The 18,355-nt window shown below is 69.9% G+C and carries 19 protein-coding genes; 7 read left to right on the top strand and 12 right to left on the bottom strand.

What is annotated here, in order from left to right; translation table 11 throughout:
* Positions 1–45: 45 nt before the first annotated feature.
* The 6 genes from SSOG_RS01115 to SSOG_RS01090 all read right to left on the bottom strand — a co-directional run bounded on the left by SSOG_RS01115 (position 46) and on the right by SSOG_RS01090 (position 6,424).
* Positions 46–1,536, bottom strand: a complete 1,491-nt coding sequence (locus SSOG_RS01115; RefSeq protein WP_039936263.1) for a gamma-aminobutyraldehyde dehydrogenase — start codon at positions 1,534–1,536, stop codon at positions 46–48.
* Complete coding sequence (locus tag SSOG_RS01110) at positions 1,536–2,648, bottom strand: proline racemase family protein (protein WP_009712338.1); 1,113 nt, start codon at positions 2,646–2,648, stop codon at positions 1,536–1,538. The genes SSOG_RS01115 and SSOG_RS01110 overlap by 1 nt, the downstream gene beginning before the upstream one ends.
* Positions 2,645–3,565, bottom strand: coding sequence for a dihydrodipicolinate synthase family protein (locus SSOG_RS01105; protein ID WP_009712337.1), 921 nt, complete (start codon positions 3,563–3,565; stop codon positions 2,645–2,647). The genes SSOG_RS01110 and SSOG_RS01105 overlap by 4 nt, the downstream gene beginning before the upstream one ends.
* 9 nt (positions 3,566–3,574) lie before the next feature.
* Complete coding sequence (locus SSOG_RS01100) at positions 3,575–4,255, bottom strand: GntR family transcriptional regulator (RefSeq protein ID WP_063631526.1); 681 nt, start codon at positions 4,253–4,255, stop codon at positions 3,575–3,577.
* A gap of 129 nt (positions 4,256–4,384) precedes the next feature.
* Positions 4,385–5,773 (bottom strand): FAD-dependent oxidoreductase, encoded by a 1,389-nt coding sequence (locus SSOG_RS01095; RefSeq protein WP_106516332.1) that lies wholly within the window; start codon positions 5,771–5,773, stop codon positions 4,385–4,387.
* Positions 5,774–5,824: 51 nt separating this feature from the next.
* Positions 5,825–6,424: a short chain dehydrogenase gene (locus SSOG_RS01090; protein WP_009712334.1), complete on the bottom strand. Its 600-nt coding sequence runs from the start codon at positions 6,422–6,424 to the stop codon at positions 5,825–5,827.
* Positions 6,425–6,493: 69 nt separating this feature from the next.
* Between SSOG_RS01090 and SSOG_RS01085 the strand changes: the two genes are divergently transcribed.
* Entirely contained in the window at positions 6,494–7,348 is an 855-nt protein-coding gene (locus tag SSOG_RS01085) for a LysR family transcriptional regulator (RefSeq protein WP_039936261.1), read from the top strand.
* Positions 7,349–7,355: 7 nt separating this feature from the next.
* Here SSOG_RS01085 and SSOG_RS01080 read toward each other — a convergent pair whose 3' ends face one another.
* Genes SSOG_RS01080 through SSOG_RS01070 form a run of 3 tightly spaced genes read right to left on the bottom strand, consistent with a single transcriptional unit; the run spans position 7,356 to position 8,772 of the window.
* Entirely contained in the window at positions 7,356–8,222 is an 867-nt protein-coding gene (locus SSOG_RS01080) for a class I SAM-dependent methyltransferase (protein WP_009712332.1), read from the bottom strand.
* A gap of 21 nt (positions 8,223–8,243) precedes the next feature.
* Positions 8,244–8,591 carry a VOC family protein gene (locus SSOG_RS01075; RefSeq protein ID WP_009712331.1) on the bottom strand — a complete coding sequence of 116 codons (348 nt, stop codon included), beginning with the start codon at positions 8,589–8,591 and terminating at the stop codon, positions 8,244–8,246.
* 1 nt (position 8,592) lies between these two features.
* Complete coding sequence (locus SSOG_RS01070) at positions 8,593–8,772, bottom strand: ribbon-helix-helix protein, CopG family (protein ID WP_009712330.1); 180 nt, start codon at positions 8,770–8,772, stop codon at positions 8,593–8,595.
* 164 nt (positions 8,773–8,936) lie between these two features.
* On the opposite strand from SSOG_RS01070, the gene SSOG_RS58190 reads away from it, so the two are divergent.
* Positions 8,937–9,014 carry a 50S ribosomal protein bL37 gene (locus SSOG_RS58190; RefSeq protein WP_370443954.1) on the top strand — a complete coding sequence of 26 codons (78 nt, stop codon included), beginning with the start codon at positions 8,937–8,939 and terminating at the stop codon, positions 9,012–9,014.
* Positions 9,015–9,107: 93 nt separating this feature from the next.
* On the opposite strand, the gene SSOG_RS01065 is transcribed toward SSOG_RS58190, so the two are convergent.
* Positions 9,108–10,139: a LacI family DNA-binding transcriptional regulator gene (locus tag SSOG_RS01065; RefSeq protein WP_039936260.1), complete on the bottom strand. Its 1,032-nt coding sequence runs from the start codon at positions 10,137–10,139 to the stop codon at positions 9,108–9,110.
* Between the two features lie 203 nt (positions 10,140–10,342).
* Between SSOG_RS01065 and SSOG_RS01060 the strand changes: the two genes are divergently transcribed.
* The 4 genes from SSOG_RS01060 (at position 10,343) to SSOG_RS01045 (ending at position 15,270) form a co-directional block, all read left to right on the top strand.
* Positions 10,343–11,365: a sugar ABC transporter substrate-binding protein gene (locus tag SSOG_RS01060; protein ID WP_009712328.1), complete on the top strand. Its 1,023-nt coding sequence runs from the start codon at positions 10,343–10,345 to the stop codon at positions 11,363–11,365.
* 174 nt (positions 11,366–11,539) lie between these two features.
* Positions 11,540–12,982 carry a sugar porter family MFS transporter gene (locus tag SSOG_RS01055; RefSeq protein WP_009712327.1) on the top strand — a complete coding sequence of 481 codons (1,443 nt, stop codon included), beginning with the start codon at positions 11,540–11,542 and terminating at the stop codon, positions 12,980–12,982.
* 64 nt (positions 12,983–13,046) lie between these two features.
* On the top strand, positions 13,047–14,243 hold the full coding sequence (locus SSOG_RS01050; protein ID WP_009712326.1) for a Gfo/Idh/MocA family protein: 1,197 nt from the start codon (positions 13,047–13,049) through the stop codon (positions 14,241–14,243).
* Positions 14,244–14,271: 28 nt separating this feature from the next.
* Positions 14,272–15,270 (top strand): sugar phosphate isomerase/epimerase family protein, encoded by a 999-nt coding sequence (locus SSOG_RS01045; RefSeq protein WP_009712325.1) that lies wholly within the window; start codon positions 14,272–14,274, stop codon positions 15,268–15,270.
* A 63-nt stretch (positions 15,271–15,333) separates the two neighbouring features.
* On the opposite strand, the gene SSOG_RS01040 is transcribed toward SSOG_RS01045, so the two are convergent.
* Positions 15,334–15,705 carry a hypothetical protein gene (locus SSOG_RS01040; RefSeq protein WP_009712324.1) on the bottom strand — a complete coding sequence of 124 codons (372 nt, stop codon included), beginning with the start codon at positions 15,703–15,705 and terminating at the stop codon, positions 15,334–15,336.
* 84 nt (positions 15,706–15,789) lie between these two features.
* Positions 15,790–16,737, bottom strand: coding sequence for a methionyl-tRNA formyltransferase (locus tag SSOG_RS01035; protein WP_009712323.1), 948 nt, complete (start codon positions 16,735–16,737; stop codon positions 15,790–15,792).
* 247 nt (positions 16,738–16,984) lie between these two features.
* On the opposite strand from SSOG_RS01035, the gene SSOG_RS01030 reads away from it, so the two are divergent.
* On the top strand, positions 16,985–18,355 hold the full coding sequence (locus tag SSOG_RS01030) for a lysine N(6)-hydroxylase/L-ornithine N(5)-oxygenase family protein (protein WP_039936259.1): 1,371 nt from the start codon (positions 16,985–16,987) through the stop codon (positions 18,353–18,355).

Below are 18,355 nucleotides of genomic sequence, written 5' to 3'. Positions count from 1 at the left end.
CCGCCCCCGCTCGGGATGGTGGGCGCGGTGTCCGCGCCGGTGGGCTCAGCCGCTCGTGAAGACCAGGTCGTGCCAGGACTTCCGCGGTGCGCCGGTGGTTTCGGACATCACGTGCTTGACGTTCGTGTAGTCCTCGAAGGAGTAGGCGGACATGTCCTTGCCGAAGCCGGAGGCCTTGTATCCCCCGTGCGGCATCTCGCTGATGATCGGGATGTGGTCGTTGATCCACACACAGCCCGCCTGGATGTCGCGGGATGCGCGCTGGGCCCGGAAGACACTGCCGGTCCAGGCCGAGGCGGCCAGCCCGTAGGGGGTGTCGTTGGCCAGCCGGATGGCGTCGTCGTCCGTGTCGAATGGCAGGCAGACGAGGACCGGGCCGAAGATCTCCTGCTGGACGATCTCCGAGTCCTGGGCGGCCCCGGTGATCAGGGTCGGTTCGTAGTACGCGCCCCGGGACAGCGGACCGCCGGGGATCCGTCCGCCGCGTACGACGGTGGCGCCGCCCTCCCTGGCGCGGTCGACCATCGCGGCCACCCGGTCGCGCTGGCCGAAGGAGATCAGCGAGCCCATGTCGGTGTCGGGGTCGTCGACGGGCCCGAGCCGTACGCCGTCCATGAGTTCGGCGACCCGCGCCACGAACGCCTCGTACCGGGTGCGGTGGACATAGGCCCGGGTGGCGGCCGTACAGTCCTGGCCGCTGTTGATGAGCGCCCCGGCCACTGCGCCGCGTGCGGCGGCCTCCAGGTCGGCGTCCTCGAAGACGACGAAGGGTGCCTTGCCACCGAGTTCGAGGTGGACGCGTTTGACGTCCCCGGCCGCGGTAGCGGCGACCTGGCGTCCCACGGCGGTGGAGCCGGTGAAGGAGACCATGGCGATGTCGGGGTGGCTGACGAGGGCGTGTCCGGCGGTGGCGCCCGTGCCGGTGACGACGTTGATGACACCGTCGGGGATACCGGCTTCCCCGGCGGCCTCGGCGAACATCACCGAGGTCAGCGGGGTCAGTTCGGACGGCTTCAGCACCACGGTGTTGCCCGCGGCGACGGCGGGCAGCACTTTCCACGCCGCCATCTGGAGCGGGTAGTTCCATGGGGCGATGGAGCCGATGACACCGAGGGGTTCGCGCCGGATGCTGGAGGTGTGCTCGCCGGAGTACTCACCGGCGGACCTGCCCTCCAGGTTGCGGGCGGCACCGGCGAAGAAGCGGACGTTGTCGATGACGCCGGGTATGTCGAAGCCGCGGGCCAGTTTGATCGGCTTGCCGCCGATGCGGGACTCGGTGGCGGCGAGTTCTTCGCCGCGTGCCTGGAGGAGGTCCGCCCACCGCAGCATGGCCTCGGCCCGCTCCGCGGGGGTGGTGCGGGACCAGTCGCCGAAGGCATGGCGTGCGGCGGTGACCGCTTCGTGGACGTCCTCGGGGCTTGCGAGCGTGTCGGTGGCGAGGACTTCGCCGGTGGCGGGATTGGTGACGGACATCTGTTCCGCGGATCCGCCGGGGCGCCGCTTCCCGGCGATGAACTGCTGTCCTGCGCTTGCCATCAGTGCTCCTGGGGGATGGGTTCGGGGCGGGTTCCGGGGTCGAATTCCGGGGCCTGACGGCCCCACAGGTCACCGAGGACGTAACCCTGCGGGAACGGGTCGCTCTCGTCGAGGACGTACTGCGCGAATCCGGTGATCCAGCCGCGGCCGCTGATCGACGGGAGCACGGCCTCGTAGGGGCCGACCCGGGTGGTTCCGTTGAGCGTGCCGGTGAAGGTGGTGCCGAGCATGCCTTCGTGGACGAACGGCGTCTCCAGCGGCAGTTGTCCCCGGGCGTGGAGGGCGGCCATGCGGCCGCAGGTCCCGGTGCCGCACGGCGAGCGGTCCAGCGACCCGGTCCAGGTGTCCGGATCGGTGAGGCTCACCTCCCCGTTGGGCAGCACGACCGCGTTGCGGCCCGATACTCCGGGAGTCGGCGACGGGCCGTGGAGCATCACCAGCGCCACGTGGTCGATCCCGGGGCGGAGCGGATGGCTCACCGGGAACTCCCGCTGTGCGGCGGTCCGCAGCACGGCACCGGCCCGGGTGATGGCCTTTGCCTGGCCGGGCTCCAGCGGGATGCCCAGATCGGCGGCCGCGGCCTGTACGAAGAACTGGCCGCCGAAGACGATGTCGACCGGCACCCGACCGTATTCGGGCAGGTCCAGGACGTGATCCAGGGCCACAGCGAAGGCGGGCACGTTCGCGAACGTGACCCGGGTGACCTTGCCCCGCGACACCTCGGCACGGGCCGTGACCAGTCCGGCCGCGGTGTCCACGGTCAGTTCGGTGACCGGTTCGGCCACCGGCAGCGCCTGGGTCTCCAGCAGCGCCGTCACCGCGCAGATGAGGTTGGAGCCCGACATGGGCCGGAAGCCGCCCTGTTCCAGCACCACCAGACCGAAGTCGGCGGCGGGATCGGCGGGCGGCAGGACCAGGACGCCGCACATGCCGGGGTAGCCGCGCGGTTCGCGGAGCAGCAGCCGGCGCAGGGGGTCGAGGTGTTCCCGGCAGTACTGGAGCCGCTCCGCCATGGTGGCGCCCTTGACGTGCAGATGGCTGCCGATCAGGACGCGCCCGGGTTCCCCTTCGGCGTGTACGTCGATCGTGTGGATGCGTGGCGCGTACGTCATCGGGCGGCCATGGTGTCCTCGGTGACGGACTCGCCCGCGGCGACCAGCAGCGCGCGGAGTTCGTCGCGGTGGCGCGGGGCCAGCGGGAGCACGGGCAACCGGGTCGGTCCCGCGCTGTGGCCGATGAGATCGAGACCGGTCTTGATGGCACAGGCGTAGTTGTGGGATTCCAGGAACTGGCAGATCGGGAAGATCTTCGCCCACAGCTCCCGCCCGGCCTTCAGATCGCCCCGGACGGCGAGGGCGTCGTACAGGTCGGCGCACAGGCGCGGAATCACACTGGCGGTGCCCCACACACCCGCCGTGGCGCCACCGGCGAGGGCGGCGAAAGTGAGGGTGTCCCAGCCGTTGAGCGCGGTGATGTCCCGCGCGTGGTGCTGCGTCACGGCGGTGAAGCGCGGGAAGTCGCCACCGGTGTCCTTGAACGAGGTCACCCCGGTTTCCCCGGCCAGCCGCGCGAACTGCTCGGGGGTCAGATCCACGCCGGTGGCGGCGGGGATGTTGTAGTACATGACCGGGATACCGATGGCCTGCGACACCGCGCCGTAGTGCGCCAGCAACTCCTCCCAGGACGGGGTGTCGTAGAACGGCGGGACCACCATCACGGCCGCCGCGCCCGCCTGTTCGGCGTGTGCGCTCAGCTCCACGGTCTCGGCGGTGCTGAGCGCGCCGGTGCCCGCGACGACCGGGACCCGCCCCGCGGCGGCCTCGACGTACAGCTCGGTCACGCGCTTGCGCTCCGCGGTGCTCAGGGTGGTGAACTCACCCGTACTGCCACCGGGCACCAGACCGCTGATGCCGCCGGACACGATGTGTTCGGTCTGGCGCCGGACACCCTCGGCATCCACTGCGGATCCGTCCGCGGTCAGCGGTGTGACAACGGCGGCGAGGATGCCGGTGAACTGCGGGGCATGCATGGAATCTCCTTAGGCCTGGGACTGTTCGGGGGACTTCTGGGGGGTTCGCATGAGGTGGACGAGTTCTTCCGCACTCGACCGGATGTGCAGGTCCACTTCGGCGCGGATACGTGTCGCGTCGCCGGATTCGATGACCTCGACCAGCCGCCGGTGCAGTTCGAGGTCGCGTTGCGGGTCGTCACGGGTGAGCTGGTCGACCGTCATGGCCATCCGGATCTGGGCGGCGACCAACGGCCAGATCTTGGTCAGCATCGCGTTGCCCGACGCCAGCCACAGCGTGCGGTGGAACTCCAGGTGGGTGAGGTCCGCCGCCACCGGATCCGCCCGCCGCACGGCGGCTTCGTGGTCGTCCAGGGACTGCCGCAGGGCCGCCACGCCCGCGCCCTGAGGGTCCTCGGCCAGCCGGAGCGCGGCCATGGTCTCCAGGGAGACACGGACGTCCGCGAGGTCGAGCAGCACCTCGGGGCTGGTCTCCGCGACGCGGATCCCCTTGTACGGCTCCTGGACCAGGGCCCCCTCGTGGATGAGGGCGTGCAGGGCTTCCCGCAGCGTCGGACGGCTCACGTTCAGCACGGCGGCGAGTTCGACCTCCTTCACCCGCTGGCCCGGGGCGAGTTCCCCGGCCAGCAGCGCGCGGCGGATCGCCTCGACGACCTCTTCCTTGCGGGTGCCGCCGCTGACCGGCCGCAGCGCCCGCTGTACGGACCTGCTGCCGAAGTTGCGTCCGGCTGAGCCATATGAGTACCCCTCGATCTGTGCTGACGGCGGATGTCCGCCCCGACGTGCCCCATCCTCGCCCGGGCGGGCGGGACGGTGGCGTCATCCGCGGGTGAAACGGCCGGGGGAGACGGCTTCCGCCACCGGGGGAGTGCGCCGACCGGTGATGGCCTCGGTGATGATCTCCGCGGTCGCGGGGGCCAGGGTGAGTCCCAGCATTCCGTGGCCGGAGGCGACGTAGACGTTGTCCAGCGGGGCGAGCCGCCCGATGACGGGCAGCCCGTCGGGGGTCATGGGCCGCAGCCCCGCCCAGGGCGCCGCCTCGCCCGCGGGGGCGCCCCAGTCGGTGAACGCCTCGGTGGCGGCGCGCTTGATGGCGGCGATACGACGCGGCCTGATCTTCTCGTCCAGGCCGCCGAACTCCATCGTCCCGGCCAGCCGCACCATCCCGTTCAGCGGCGTCACGGCGACCCGGGCGTCCTCCAGCGTGAGCGAGGTGCGCAAGGAGACGGGGGCGGGGGAGTAGTCGACGCTGTAGCCCTTGCCCGGTCGGATGGGCAGCGGCACGCCCAGCCGGCGGGACACGCGCCCGGTCCACACCCCGGCCGCCAGCAGCAGCGTGTCCCCGGTGACCTCACCCTGGTCGGTCAGCACGCCCGTCACCCCGTCGCCGCGCCGCAGGACGCGCCGTACCGGAGTGTGCTCGTGGATCTCCACCCCCAGCTCCCGGCAGCGCCCCACCAGCCCACGGGTGAGGGAGTCCGGTTCCACCTGGCGGTCGTCGGGGAAGTACAGGCCGTGGCGGATCCGGTGGGACAGCGCGGGCTCCCGGACGCGGACCTCGTCCCCGTGCAGCCGTTCCGGGACCATGCCGAAGTGCTCGAAGACATCGAGCGCGCCCAGCTGTTCCTCGTAGCGTTTCCGGCTCTCGAAGGCCAGCAGGACACCGGCCTGGTGCATCTCGAAACCGATGCCGTCCTCGGCCCAGCCGTCCAGGAGGTCCATGGTGCCCTCGGCCAGCCGCAGATGGGTCTCAAGACCGTTCCGGAAGGCCCGGTCGGTGCAGTGGGCGGCCATGCCCAGCATGAACTTCACGAAGCCCGGAGCGAGCGAGGGCCTGATGTACAGCGGGCTCTCCGGCTTCAGCATCCACCGCAGCGACTGGAGGACGACGCCGGGAGCCGGGACGGGGCCGCTTTCGGCGAGGGCGATCTTGGCCGCGTTGCCGTGGGATGCGGCCTGCCCCGCGTCCCGGGCCTCCAGGACCACCACCTCGCAGCCGCTTCTGGCCAGGCGGTACGCGCTGGCCAATCCGACGACACCGGCCCCGACCACGATGATGCGCATGGAGACGTGTCCCTCCTGAGGTCCGTCGTTCGCAGTGCAGATTGTCAAACAATCTGCATCGAGCACGCTAGGCGGGCCTTCCGGGGCCGTCAATAAGCCGGCACGAAGTTGTTGTGGCGGCCCGCGCGGAAGTCGCGGCGCCATACGCAAAAGGGGCCCGTCGTACACGACGGGCCCCTGACCTGCGCTGAGTCCTCACTCCAGGGTGTAGATCCGCCCCGTCTGGCCGCCTTCGACGGACCGGACGTAGGCCTGGGCCACCTCGGCGAGGTCGACCGGCCGGATGCCGGGGAAGAAGTCCCCGTACTTCTCCAGGGACTCGGTGAAGACGGTCGGGCTGATCGCGTTGATCCGCTGCGGGGCGATCTCGATGGCCGCGGCGCGCACGAACGCCTCGACGGCGCCGTTGGCCATCGACGCCGCACTGCTCGTCGGGATCGGGTCGCGCCCCAGCACCCCCGTGATCAGCGTGAACGAGCCGCGCTCCGCGATACGGGGGACGCCCTGCCGCACCAGCTCGATCTGGTTCAGCACCTTCCCGTGGAAGGCGGACCGATAGTCCTCGGGGCTCATCTCCAGGACCGGCTTGTACGGGACGTCGCCCGCCGTGCCGACCACGGCGTCCACCGACCCCGCGCGCTCGTACACCTCCGTGACCTGCGCGGGATCCGCGATGTCGTACCGCAGATCACCGCCGGTCCGCCCGACGGTGATGACCTCATGGCCGCGTCCGGTCAGCGCCTCGCCAACGGCCGTACCCAGCTTGCCGGTTGCTCCGATCAGAAGGATCTTCATGGCCGGGACGCTACGCGCGGCCCCTCGGCGAGGGAAATGTCCGCCGCGCGCCATCTATGCTCGAGGGTTATGAACGTGGAGCTGCGGCACCTGCGTGTCCTGGCCGCGATCGGGGACGAAGGCACCTTCACCGACGCGGCGGCGGTCCTGCGCATCAGCCAGCCCGCCGTATCCCGCACCCTCGACCAGCTGGAACGCCGGACCGGCACCCAGCTGGTCGAACGCACCACCCGCCACCTCGCCCTCACCGACGCCGGAAGACGGCTCTGGGAACACGCACACCGCATCCTGAGCCAGGTGGAGAGCGCGCTCGCCGAGGCCACGACCGGTTCGGGCCCGCTGCGGGTCGGATTCGCCTGGGCCGCGCTCGGCCGCCACACCGTGCCACTGCTGCGCGGCTGGCGCCAGGACCATCCGGACACCCCGGTACAGGTGCATCGCCGGGACGACCCGGAGACCGCGCTGCGCCACGGGCAGATCGATGTGGCGTTCCTGCGGACGGAGCCGTCGGTGAGCACCGGCCTGCGCTCCTTCCCCCTCTACGGCGAACGCCGCGTGGCCGCCGTGCCCGAGACCGACCCGCTGGCGCACCTCCCGGCCGTGCGGCTGGCCGACCTCGCCAGGCGTGCGGTCGCGCTCTGCGCCACCGCCAGCACCACCACCGCCGACCTCTGGCCGTCCGGAGCGCGCCCGCGGACCTTCGACGTCGCCAACGTCGACGAGTGGCTGACCGCCATCGCGGTCGGCGACGCCGTGGGGGTCACCGCCGAAGGCACCGAACACAGCCACCCCCACCCCGGCATCCGGTATCTCCCGGTGTCCGACGCCCCGCCCCTCACTGTCCACCTGGTGCTGCCGGACGCCCCCACGCACCCCGCGTCCCACGTCTTTCACGACCATGTGACACGGCTTCTGTCCGCTTGACGAGGCGTCAGACGGTGGCCACCAGCAGGTCTTCTCCGCTCGACGGGCGGAGGCCATCGGCGCGGTCGGCGAAGTAACGCCCGGCGTGCGACGCCCCCGACACATGGCGGGCGTCCCGGAAACCGGCTTCGCGGGCGAGGGCCAGCATCTCCTGCGGGGCGTAGAAGCTGAGGAACGGGGTTCCCGATGCTCGCGCGCCTTCCTCGCTCGCGCGGAGGCCGGGGCGGTCGGCGTCGTCGACGAGTTCCGTCGGCAGCAGGAACGTCATGGCGAGCGTCGAACCGGGGGCGAGTCCGGCGATCCGGCGCAGGGTGGCGGTGGTGGCGTCCTTGGTGAGGTACATGCTGACGCCGGTGGAGACGATGACCGCCGGTTGCCCGGGATCGAAACCGGCGGCGGCCAGCCGCTCCAGCCAGGAGCCGCCCGCCTCGAAGTCGAACGGCACCAGGTGCAGCCATTCCGGGATGCCATAGCCGAGTTCGGCCAGGCGGCGGCGTTTCCACGTCTGGGGGCCGGGCTGGTCGACCTCGAAGATCCGCAGCCGGGAGGCGATCTCCGGTCTGCGCTGGGCGAAGGTGTCCAGACCGGCGCCCAGGATGACGTACTGGGCGACACCGCGTCCGGCCTGCTCGGTGATCAGGTCCTCGATGTACCGGGCGCGCGCCACCATGGCCGCCCGGAACCCGCTGGTGGTCCGCGGGTCCATGTCCGGCCGGTCCCGCCAGTCGTCCGCGGGGTCTGCCAGCCGCAGCCCGATCTCGTCCTCGACCACATGCGGGGGCGCGTCGACCCGGACGTGCATGGCCCGCCAGAGTGCGGTCCGCACGGCGGTGCTGTCCGGCGCCTCGATCTGCTCGATCTGTCCGTCTGCCATGGTGTTCCCCTTCGCCGTGGGTCAGTTCCCGGCGGGAGCCTGGAGGCTCCACACGCGCCCGTCGGGGTCGCGGACGGTCAGCTCCTTGGTCCCGTAATGCGTGTCCTCGAACGGCGTGACCACCTCGACGGCAGCCGGATCCGGGCGGAACGCCTCCGCGCCGGGCACCTTCAGCACGATCCGCGTCTCGGGCTCCTGGTCCTCGGGGACCTCGGCGATGAACACGTACGGCCCGTCGCCGTTGCGGAGTTGGCCGGAGCTGTGGTCCGTCGCGAACTCCAGCTCGTAGCCGAGGGTCTGGAAGAACTTCGCCGCCTTGCCCCAGTTGTGCGTCGTCAGGAACACGGCCTCGATGCCTTCGGTCGCCATGTCAGGTCTCCTGCTCGCTCGATTGCTGCCCGGATTCGTCGGCGTCGTCGAGATAGGCGCGCAGCGCGTCGGCCACCAGCGCCGACAACGACATGCCCGACTCGATGGCGCGGTATTTGACCTGCTTGATCAGCCCGATCGGCAGGTACACGTTGAACTGCTTGACGTCCTCATCACCCACAACGCGATGCTAGCATCCTAGCAAGCTAGGACATCGGGTGAACGTGGCGTGATGTGCTTCACAATGAGGGGTGACGCGTGGTGAGCTGGGTACGCGCGCCATGATCACCACGTGGAACACCGAAGTGATCGGTACAGGTAGAGCAACGTTGGAAGGAGGGCGACATGTCGTCGAAGCGACGTCGCAAGAAGAAGGCCCGTCGTAAGAACGGCGCCAACCACGGCAGCCGCCCCCAGTCCTGATCTGAGGCGCTCTGCCGCGTGGCAATGAGGGACCCCGGTGCGCACGGCGCACGGGGTCCCTCATTCTGTGCGGAGCCTTTTGTGCGGAGGGGGTCAGGCGGGCTCGGCCACGGTGCCGCGGACGACGAGTTGCGGGCTCAGGACGACCTCGCAGGGGTCGTTACGGCCCTGATCGAGCCGTTCGACGGCGGCGGCCACCGCGTGCCGGGCCTGCTGCTCGGCGTTCTGGCTGACCGTGGTCAGGTTGAAGCAGCTCAGCCGGGAGAGGGTGTCGTCGTCGTATCCGGCCACGGACACCTCGCCGGGGACAGCGACACCGGCGCGGGAGAGGGCGGCCAGGACGCCGATGGCGCACTGGTCGTTGAAGGCCACCACGGCGGTGGGCAGGGTGGTGCCGTCGAGCAGGCGGCGGGCGGCGCGCTCACCGGCCGCCTCGGTGTTGTCCCCGCGCAGGACCTTGATGTGCGCGTCCAGGCCGTGGCGGCGCATGGCGGTGCGGTAGCCGCGGCGCCGGTCGGTGGCGATGACGCCCTTGCCGCCGTCGACGTAGGTGATCGCACGGTGGCCGAGTCCCACCAGGTGGTCGACGATCTGGCCGACCCCGTCGTCGTCCGCGGTGCGGACCACGTCCAGCTGCTCATCGGTGATCCGGCGGCCGACGACGATCACCGGCGCCTTGCGGTCGAGGGCGGCGAGGGTGTCGGCCGGGGACGTGGGGCCGAGGAGGATCAGGGCCTCGCTGCGGAAGGCCAGCAGCGTATCGACGGCGGTGTGCTCGTCGCGGGTCCGGGTGAGGGTGCTGAGGACGAGGTCGTAGCCGACCTCCTCGGCGGCCGTGTGCAGAAAGTCGACCACTTCGGCGTGGTACGGGCTGTGGACGTCGACCATGACGCCGAGCAGCCGGGTGCGCCTGCTGGCGAGCAGGCTGGCGGTGCGGTCCGCCTGGTAGCCCAGCTCGGCGGCGGCCTTCAGGACCCGCTGCCGGGTGCGCTCGCTGGGGCCGGACACCCCGCGCAGCACCAAAGAGACGGACGCGGTGGACACGCCTACGCGGGCCGCCACGTCCTCGAGCCGGGGGCGCTTGTTCCCGCCGTTCTGGCGCCGCTCGGAATCGGCATCGTCCACCTGTACCTCCCGGACAGCGATCTCCTCGCACAACGCCCTTGACACGCTCTCGAAACGAGTCGATAGTACCAGCACTTAAAGCGCTTTAATCGCTCTGGGCCACTTCTGGTCACCCCGGCGAAGCGCACGGCGCGCGCCCGGTTTCGGTCTGCTGTTCTCCCCACCCCGTCCTCCCGTAAGTCGCACAGTGAGGTGCACGAGCCATGAACCGCGTTTCTCTCTCCCTCTCCCGCTCCCGAAGAGTCGTCCCCGTCGTGGCCGTGGCCGCGTCGGCCGCCCTCGTCCTCGCGGGCTGTTCCGGCTCCGGCGGGAAGAAGGCCCAAGAGGCGGGCAACAACGTGTCCGCCGGCAAGGCCTCCACTCCCCGCATGACGATCGCGATGGTCACCCACGCGCCCGCCGGCGACACCTTCTGGGACACCATCCGCAAGGGTGCCCAGGCCGCCGCCGCCAAGGACAACGTCAAGCTCGTCTACTCCAGCGACGAGAACGCGGGCGACCAGGCCAACCTGGTGCGGAACGCGATCAACCAGAAGGTCGACGGCATCGCCGTCACCCTGGCCAAGCCGGACGCCCTGAAGGCCGTGGTCGCCCGGGCCGAGAAGGCCGGTATCCCGGTCGTCGGCTTCAATGCCGGGATGTCCGTCTGGAAGAAGCAGGGCCTGCTGTCGTTCTTCGGTCAGGACGAGTCCGTCTCCGGCCAGGCGCTCGGCAGCAAGATCAACACCACTGGCGCCAAGCACGCGCTGTGCGTCATCCAGGCCCAGGGGGACGTCAACCTCGAAGAGCGCTGCGCCGGGGTGAAGAAGGCCTTCCACGGCAAGACCGACATCCTCTACGTCAACGGCACCGACATGCCCTCGGTGAAGTCGACGATCGGCGCCAAGCTCAGGCAGGACAAGGCCATCGACGAAGTGGTCACGCTCGGCGCCCCGTTCGCCCTCACGGCCGCGCAGGCGGCGTCCGACGCGGGCAGCAAGGCCAAGGTCGCGACCTTCGACCTCAACAAGCAGCTCATCTCCGCCATCGAGAAGGGCAGCGTGCAGTTCGCCGTCGACCAGCAGCCCTACCTCCAGGGCTACCTGGCGATCGACGCCCTATGGCTCTACAAGAACAACGGCAACTTCAGCGGCGGCGGTGAGCAACCAGTTCTGACCGGTCCGGCGTTCGTCGACAAGGCCAACGTGCACACCGTCGCCACGTTCGCCGCGAAGGGCAACCGGTGACGAGCCGTGGCCAATCGGGTCGCGTAACACCGTAGTGACAACCTATTGACATGACATTTCTGCGGAGGGCATCGTACTGGCCCAGGCGTCTTTAAAGCGCTTTAAGGTCTCATGGTTGCAGCACCTGAACCCGGCTGGCTCCCGCACCCGCACACCAACCCGTAGGAGGTGGCCATGGACGTCAGGGACGACACGCCCCAGGCCCCCGCACAAGGCACCGCAGTCACGGACCACGCCTCGCCGGAGGTCTACAGAAGACTGCGCGTCATCACCATCATCGCCACGTTCGGCGGACTGCTCTTCGGCTACGACACCGGCGTCATCTCCGGCGCGCTGCCCTTCATGGCCCTCTCGGCCGAGCGGGGCGGACTCGGACTCAACCCCCTGACCGAGGGGATCGTCGCGTCCTCGCTCGTGGCGGGGGCCGCGTTCGGCGCCCTGTACGGCGGGCGGCTGTCCGACCGCTACGGGCGCAAACGGGCGATCCTCGGGCTCGCCATATTGTTCTTCATCGGCGCCCTGGGCACCGCGCTCGCACCGGACCTCGTGGTGATGGTGCTCTTCCGGATCCTGCTCGGACTCGCCGTCGGCGGCGCGTCCGCCACCGTGCCGGTCTTCATCGCCGAACTGGCCCCCGCCGCACACCGCGGCCGCCTGGTGACCCAGAACGAGCTGATGATCGTGACCGGCCAGCTCCTGGCCTACACCTCGAACGCGGTCATCGCGAAGACCATGGGCGAAGGCGGCGTCTGGCGCTGGATGCTCGCGCTGGCCACGATCCCGGCCGTGCTGCTGTGGATCGGCATGCTGTTCGTACCCGAGTCACCGCGCTGGCTCGCCTCCCGCGGCCGCTTCGACGACGCGGCCCGCACCCTGGGCCTCATCCGTGACCCGGAGGTGGTCGAGCCGGAGTTCGCCGAGATCAAGCGGCGCGTCATGGCCGACGCCGAAGAACCCCGGGCCAGTTGGGGCGATCTGCGCACACCGTGGGTACGGCGCCTGGTGATATTCGGCTTCGCGCTCGCCACGCTGACCCAGCTCACCGGCGTCAACTCCATCATGTACTTCGCGCCCACGATCCTGCTGGACACCGGACTCGGCACCCAGGCCGCGCTGACCGCCACCATCGCCAACGGTGTCGTCGCGGTGCTCGCCGTCTCCACCGGCATGTGGCTGCTGGGCCGGTACGGGCGGCGCCCGATGCTGCTCACCGGACAGATCGGCGTCACCGTGTCGCTGGTGCTGATCGCCTTCTGCTTCCTGGTCCTGCCCGAATCGGCCGCCCGCAGCTACCTCGTCCTGGCGTCCATGCTGATGTTCCTGCTGTTCATGCAGGGCTGTGTCGCGACCGTCTTCTGGCTGATGCTTTCCGAGATCTTCCCGCTCCGGCTGCGTGGATTCGCGATGGGCATGGCCGTGTTCGGCACCTGGACGGCCAACTTCGTGGTGACCCTGGCCTTCCCGCCGCTGATCGCCGCGATCGGCGGTGTCACGTTCCTGCTCTTCGCGGCGGTCAACACCGCCACCATCTTCTACTACCTCCGCACCGTCCCCGAGACGCGAGGCCGCTCGATGGAAGCCATCGAGGCCCACTTCCGCGGCCAGTCCGCCGCCTGACCACCACCGCCTGACCACCACTCCACGTCGACCTGACCACCCCCACACGCTGAAAGGCACACCCATGGCCACGTCCGGCAAGCCCCTTTCCGTCGCGGTAATCGGGGCCGGCATGGCCGGCCGCACCCACGCCGCCGGTTACCGCAACGTCAACACGGTCTTCGCGGCCGGCCTGCCGCCGGTCCGGCTGGCCGCCATAGCCGACGCCAACGTCGCACTCGGCGAGGACGCCGCCCGCCGGTACGGCTACGAGAAGGCGCTCCCCAGCTGGGAGGCGGTGGCCGAGGACCCGACGATCGACGCCGTCAGCATCGTCGTCGGCAACGATCTGCACCGCCCGATCGCCGAGGCCCTGGTCGCCGCGGGCAAGCACGTGCTGTGCGAGAAGCCCCTGGCCGGATCACTCGACGACGCCCGCGCGATGGCCGAGCTGGAGCGCACCGCCGATGTCGTGACGGCCGTCGGATACACCTTCCGGCGCTCGCCCGCCATCTCCGCGGTCCGCGACCATGTCCAGCGCGGTGAGCTGGGCGACCTCACGCTGTTCAGCGGCCGCTACTGGTGTGACTACGCCACCGATCCGAACGGCCCGCTGAGCTGGCGCTTCAAGGGCGGACCCGGCTCCGGCGCGCTCGGGGACGTCGGCGCGCACGTGATCGACACCGCCGAGTACATCGCCGGTCCCATCGCCGCGGTCTCCGGCGCCTCGCTGTCGACGCAGATCCCCAAGCGCCCGCTGCCGCTGGGCGCGGTCGTCGGCCACAACGCCGCGCCCGTCTCGGATGAGTTCGGCGAGGTCGAGAACGAGGACACCGCGTCCTTCACCGCGCGCTTCGAATCCGGTCTCGTGGGCACCTTTTCGCTGTCGCGGACCGCCTTCGGCCTGCCCAACGGGCTCGGCTTCGACATCGTGGGGCTCGGCGGCCGGGCGGCGTTCGACCAGCACCGGCCCGCCGAGTACCTCTTCGACGACGCCCAGCCGGACGCCCGCACCCGCGGCGCGCGCCACATCATCGCGGGCCCGCAGATGCCGTACTTCAAGGGCGGCTACCCGATGGAGGCGCCGGGCGTGGGCGGCGGCAACGCCGAGATGTTCACCTACCAGGCGCGCGCCTTCCTCGACCAGGTCGCGGGCGTCGCGGACCCGCTGCCGGCCTGCGCCACCTTCGCCGACGGGCTGCGGACCATGGAGATCATCCGGGCCATCGTCGAGTCCTCCCAGCACGACGGCGCCGCCGTCACCATCCCGGCCACCTCCTGACCACCCCCATACGAGAGGAGACACCCCCATGGCTCTCAAGCTCGGCGCCTACACCGCCTGTCTGCACGACCGCACGCTCACCGAGGCCCTCGACATCCTCAAGGGGAACGGTCTGACCTCCGTGGAGGTCAACACCGGCGGCTTCATCCCCGCCCCGCACTGCCCGGTCGACCTGCTGCTGTCCTCGGCCACCGCACGGGAGGAGTACCTGGCCACCTTCGCCGACCGCGGGATGGAGCTGACCGGCCTCAACTGCAACGGCAACCCGCTCAACCCGCTGCCCGGGGTCGGCCCGAAACACGCCGACGACCTGCGCCGCACCATCCGGCTCGCGGGGCTGCTCGGGGTGCAGCACGTGGTGACCATGTCCGGCACACCGGGCTCCGACCCCGACGCCAAGTACCCCTCCTGGGTCGTGAACCCGTGGGACGGCGTCTACATGGACGTCCTGGACTACCAGTGGGGCGTGGCCGTCGAGTTCTGGAAGGAGATCGACGCGCTGGCCCGGGAGAACGACGTCCGGGTCGCCGTCGAGATGCACCCGCACAACCTGGTGTTCTCCCCGGTCACCCTGAAGCGGCTGGTCGACGAGACCGGCGCCACCAACGTCGGCGCGGAGATGGACCCCTCGCACCTGATGTGGCAGGGCATGGACATCGTGGCCTCCATCAAGTGGCTCGGCCCGCTGGTGTTCCACGCCGCGGCCAAGGACGCGACGCTCTGCCCCGGCGCCGACATCCGCGGCGTACTGGACTCGTCGTTCACCCGCGTGCCCGCCGACGCCCCCGGCAAGGTGCCCACCGGCTACGGCTTCTGGTGCAACGCCTGGCCGGAGAACCCGGCGTGGAAGTTCGTCGCCGTCGGCCTCGGCCATGACACCGCCTACTGGACCGAGTTCCTGCGCGCCCTCGCGGAGGTGAACCCGGACATGGCCGTGAACATCGAGCACGAGGACGCGGCCTACTCCCAGACCGAGGGGCTCGCCCTGGCCGCCAAGAACCTGCACAGCGCCGCGGCCGACCTCTGACCGCACCGCGCACATGGCCCCGTACCCGCTCCGAGCGGGTACGGGGCCACGCCTGTCGGGGATCTAGTACCGCGTCGGGAACAGGGCGAGCCTGGCCTTGTGGCCGGATGCCGACTTCACCCAGATCTTCAGGTTGTTGAGTTTGACGGTCCCGCCCGGACTGGTGCTGCCGCCCAGGCGCGTACCACCGCTGGTCGCCGAGAACTTCACGGTCCGGGAGCTGATGTGGGTGACCTTCAGCTTCCCGAACCCGAACTTATGGCTGTTGACCTTGATGGTCCCGGGCTTCGACACGGTGATGGTGCACCGCCCGTCGTAACAGGGCCCGTGCCCGGCCCCGTACGCCACCGGCGTCATCAGGCCGACTCCCAGCGCGCCCGCCATGGTCAGCGTCGCGGCCGTCGTTGCGGCGCGCCGCCGCATGCCCGTACTCATCAATGGAACCTCCGGTTCTCCAAGGGGTTGCTGCCCGGAGTTTGTAACGCGGCGGTCCCGGGACCCCTCCCGAAGTGCCCGAACTCAGGGGTGGCTGGTCAGGTAGCCGCCCATGGAGGTGAAGTACTCGGTGGCGGCCAGCTCGTGGCCCTCCTCCGTGCGTACGCGCGTGATGGCCAGGCCGTGGTTGCGGCCGGTGCGGGCGTCGGCTCCGGCCACGATCACCACGCCGTCGCCCTCGCGGTAGAAGATGCGGCCGGGAGTGCCGCCGTACCGCCCCTCGGACACGACCGCGGCCAGGATCTCGAGGCGCTTGCCCTTGTGGAAGGCGTAGGTGCTGGGGTACGGCTCGGACTGGGCGCGCACCAGGCGTTCGAGGTCTTCCGCGGGCCAGGTCCAGTCGATGCGGATGTCCTCGACGGACCGCTTGTGGAAGAAGCTCGCCTGGGACCGGTCCTGCTGGGCGAACTCCGTCTGCCCGGTGGCGATGAGGTCGAGCGCTCCGATCGTGACCGGGGCGATGAGGTCGACGGTCTTGTGGAAGAGGTCGGTGGCGGTGTCCTTCGGCCCGACCGGGACCGCCTCCTGCCGGACGATGTCACCGGCGTCGAGTTCGTCGTTCATCATGTGTGCGGTGACGCCCACTTCGGACTCGCCGTTGATCAGGGCCCAGATCAGCGGGGAGAACCCGGCGTACTTCGGGAGCAGCGAGTCGTGGACGTTCAGCGTGCCGCGGCGCGGCAGGTCGAAGATGCGCGGCGGGATCCAGGTGCGCCAGTTGTTCGCCACGATGATGTCCGGGTCGGCCTCCTTGAGGCGCTCGAACAACTCGTCGTCATCGGGGCGGTTGCGGATCAGCACGGGGACGCCGTGCTCCTCGGCGAGGTCGGCGACGGAGTCGCTCCAGATCTTCTCGTACGCGTGCTCGCTCTTGGGGTGCGTCACGACCAGTAAGACGTCGTGTTCGGAGTCCAGGAGGGCTTGCAGGGTGCGGTGCCCCCAGGTCTGGTAACCGAACATGACGACCCGCATGGGGTTCCTCCTCGAAGCAGGGGATGACCAGGGGAAAGTAAAGCAAGGCTTACCTTATTTCGCAACGGACCTATGTGATCTCTTAGTTGGCGAGTGCGGACATCCGATTCCCCGTCGTGACCTATCGACAGCCTCACTGGTTTAGCTTAGGCTCGCCTAAGTTGTGGGCGTGTCGTTCCGTCGGCGTGCCCGCCCTTCGCACCTTCCGCACGCCTGACAGGCGATTGCCCCGCACGATGGGAGTGACATGTCACGGGTTCTTCCTGGTGACGCATTGCCGGTCCGCGACTTACCGGTCCGGGACCTCATTGGCATCGGCTTCGGGCCGTCCAACGTGGCCATGGCGATCGCACTCGACGAGCACAACGCACGCGTCGGCGGACACGAGGCGATCAGCGCTCACTTCTTCGAGCAGCAGCCGCGCTTCGGCTGGCACCGTGGCATGCTGATCGACGACGCGACCATGCAGGTGTCCTTCCTCAAGGACCTGGTGACGCTGCGGAACCCGGCCAGCGAGTTCAGCTTCCTCTGCTACTTGCAGAGCAAGGGCCGGCTGATCGACTTCATCAACCACAAGAACCTCTTCCCGCTGCGGGTGGAGTTCCACGACTACTTCGAATGGGCCGCGGCCAAGGTCGAGGACATGGTGTCCTACGGCCACGAGGTCGTCGGCGTCGCGCCCGTCGTCCGTGACGGGGCCGTGGAGTACCTGGACGTGACGGTCCGGTCGGAGGAGGGGCTCGAGGTCCACCGGGCCCGCAACCTCGTCATCGGGACCGGGCTGCGCCCGCTCATGCCGGAGGGCGTGGAGCGCGGTGACCGGGTCTGGCACACCTCCGAACTGCTGGCGAAGGCCGACGGTTTGGAGGGCACGTCGCCCTCCCGGTTCATCGTCGTGGGCGCCGGGCAGAGCGCCGCCGAGAACGTCGCGTACCTCCACCGCCGCTTCCCCGAGGCCGAGGTCTGCGCGGTCTTCTCCCGCTACGGCTACAGCCCCGCCGACGACAGCGGCTTCGCCAACCGGATCTTCGACCCCGAGGCGGTCGACGACTACTTCGCCGCGCCCGAGGACGTCAAGCGGCAGCTGATGGACTACCACGGCAACACCAACTACTCCGTGGTGGACATCGACCTCATCGACGACCTGTACCGGCAGAGCTACCGGGAGAAGGTCCTCGGCGCCGAGCGGCTGCGCTTCCTCAACGTGTCCCGGCTCACCGACGTCAAGGAGACCCCCGCCCAGGTCCGTGCCACCGTGAGGTCCCTCGTCACCGGCGAGGAGACATTCCTGGACGCGGACGTCGTGGTCTTCGCCACCGGGTACGGCCAAGTCGACCCCCTCGACCTCCTCGGCAAGGTCGCCGACCGCTGCCTCCGCGACGACGAGGGCCGGGTGCGCGTCGAGCGCGACTACCGCATCGCGACGGATCCCGGTCTGCGCTGCGGCATCTACCTCCAGGGCGGTACGGAGCACACCCACGGCATCACCTCGTCCCTGCTGTCCAACACCGCGATCAGGGTCGGCGAGATCCTGGACTCGCTCCTCGACCGGGGCGTCACCTCCGCTTCCCGTCAGGCCCGGCCGGTCGCCGACGGAGTCGGCAGCACGGCGCGGTAG

The sequence above is a fragment of the Streptomyces himastatinicus ATCC 53653 genome (genome assembly GCF_000158915.1).
GTDB lineage: Bacteria > Actinomycetota > Actinomycetes > Streptomycetales > Streptomycetaceae > Streptomyces > Streptomyces himastatinicus.
Note: the sequence above shows the minus strand (reverse complement) of the source record. Positions and strands in the feature narration are given on the sequence as shown.

Excerpts from the sequence above, each read along its gene's own strand:
- SSOG_RS01115 (WP_039936263.1), bottom strand. The coding sequence starts at position 1,536 with ATGGCAAGCGCAGGACAGCAGTTCATCGCCGGGAAGCGGCGCCCCGGC.
- SSOG_RS01110 (WP_009712338.1), bottom strand. The coding sequence starts at position 2,648 with ATGACGTACGCGCCACGCATCCACACGATCGACGTACACGCCGAAGGG.
- SSOG_RS01105 (WP_009712337.1), bottom strand. The coding sequence starts at position 3,565 with ATGCATGCCCCGCAGTTCACCGGCATCCTCGCCGCCGTTGTCACACCG.
- SSOG_RS01095 (WP_106516332.1), bottom strand. The coding sequence starts at position 5,773 with ATGGCGCCGCGACTTCCGCGCGGGCCGCCACAACAACTTCGTGCCGGC.
- SSOG_RS01090 (WP_009712334.1), bottom strand. The coding sequence starts at position 6,424 with ATGAAGATCCTTCTGATCGGAGCAACCGGCAAGCTGGGTACGGCCGTT.
- SSOG_RS01085 (WP_039936261.1), top strand. The coding sequence starts at position 6,494 with ATGAACGTGGAGCTGCGGCACCTGCGTGTCCTGGCCGCGATCGGGGAC.
- SSOG_RS01080 (WP_009712332.1), bottom strand. The coding sequence starts at position 8,222 with ATGGCAGACGGACAGATCGAGCAGATCGAGGCGCCGGACAGCACCGCC.
- SSOG_RS01075 (WP_009712331.1), bottom strand. The coding sequence starts at position 8,591 with ATGGCGACCGAAGGCATCGAGGCCGTGTTCCTGACGACGCACAACTGG.
- SSOG_RS58190 (WP_370443954.1), top strand. The coding sequence starts at position 8,937 with ATGTCGTCGAAGCGACGTCGCAAGAAGAAGGCCCGTCGTAAGAACGGC.
- SSOG_RS01060 (WP_009712328.1), top strand. The coding sequence starts at position 10,343 with ATGAACCGCGTTTCTCTCTCCCTCTCCCGCTCCCGAAGAGTCGTCCCC.
- SSOG_RS01055 (WP_009712327.1), top strand. The coding sequence starts at position 11,540 with ATGGACGTCAGGGACGACACGCCCCAGGCCCCCGCACAAGGCACCGCA.
- SSOG_RS01050 (WP_009712326.1), top strand. The coding sequence starts at position 13,047 with ATGGCCACGTCCGGCAAGCCCCTTTCCGTCGCGGTAATCGGGGCCGGC.
- SSOG_RS01045 (WP_009712325.1), top strand. The coding sequence starts at position 14,272 with ATGGCTCTCAAGCTCGGCGCCTACACCGCCTGTCTGCACGACCGCACG.
- SSOG_RS01040 (WP_009712324.1), bottom strand. The coding sequence starts at position 15,705 with ATGAGTACGGGCATGCGGCGGCGCGCCGCAACGACGGCCGCGACGCTG.
- SSOG_RS01035 (WP_009712323.1), bottom strand. The coding sequence starts at position 16,737 with ATGCGGGTCGTCATGTTCGGTTACCAGACCTGGGGGCACCGCACCCTG.
- SSOG_RS01030 (WP_039936259.1), top strand. The coding sequence starts at position 16,985 with ATGTCACGGGTTCTTCCTGGTGACGCATTGCCGGTCCGCGACTTACCG.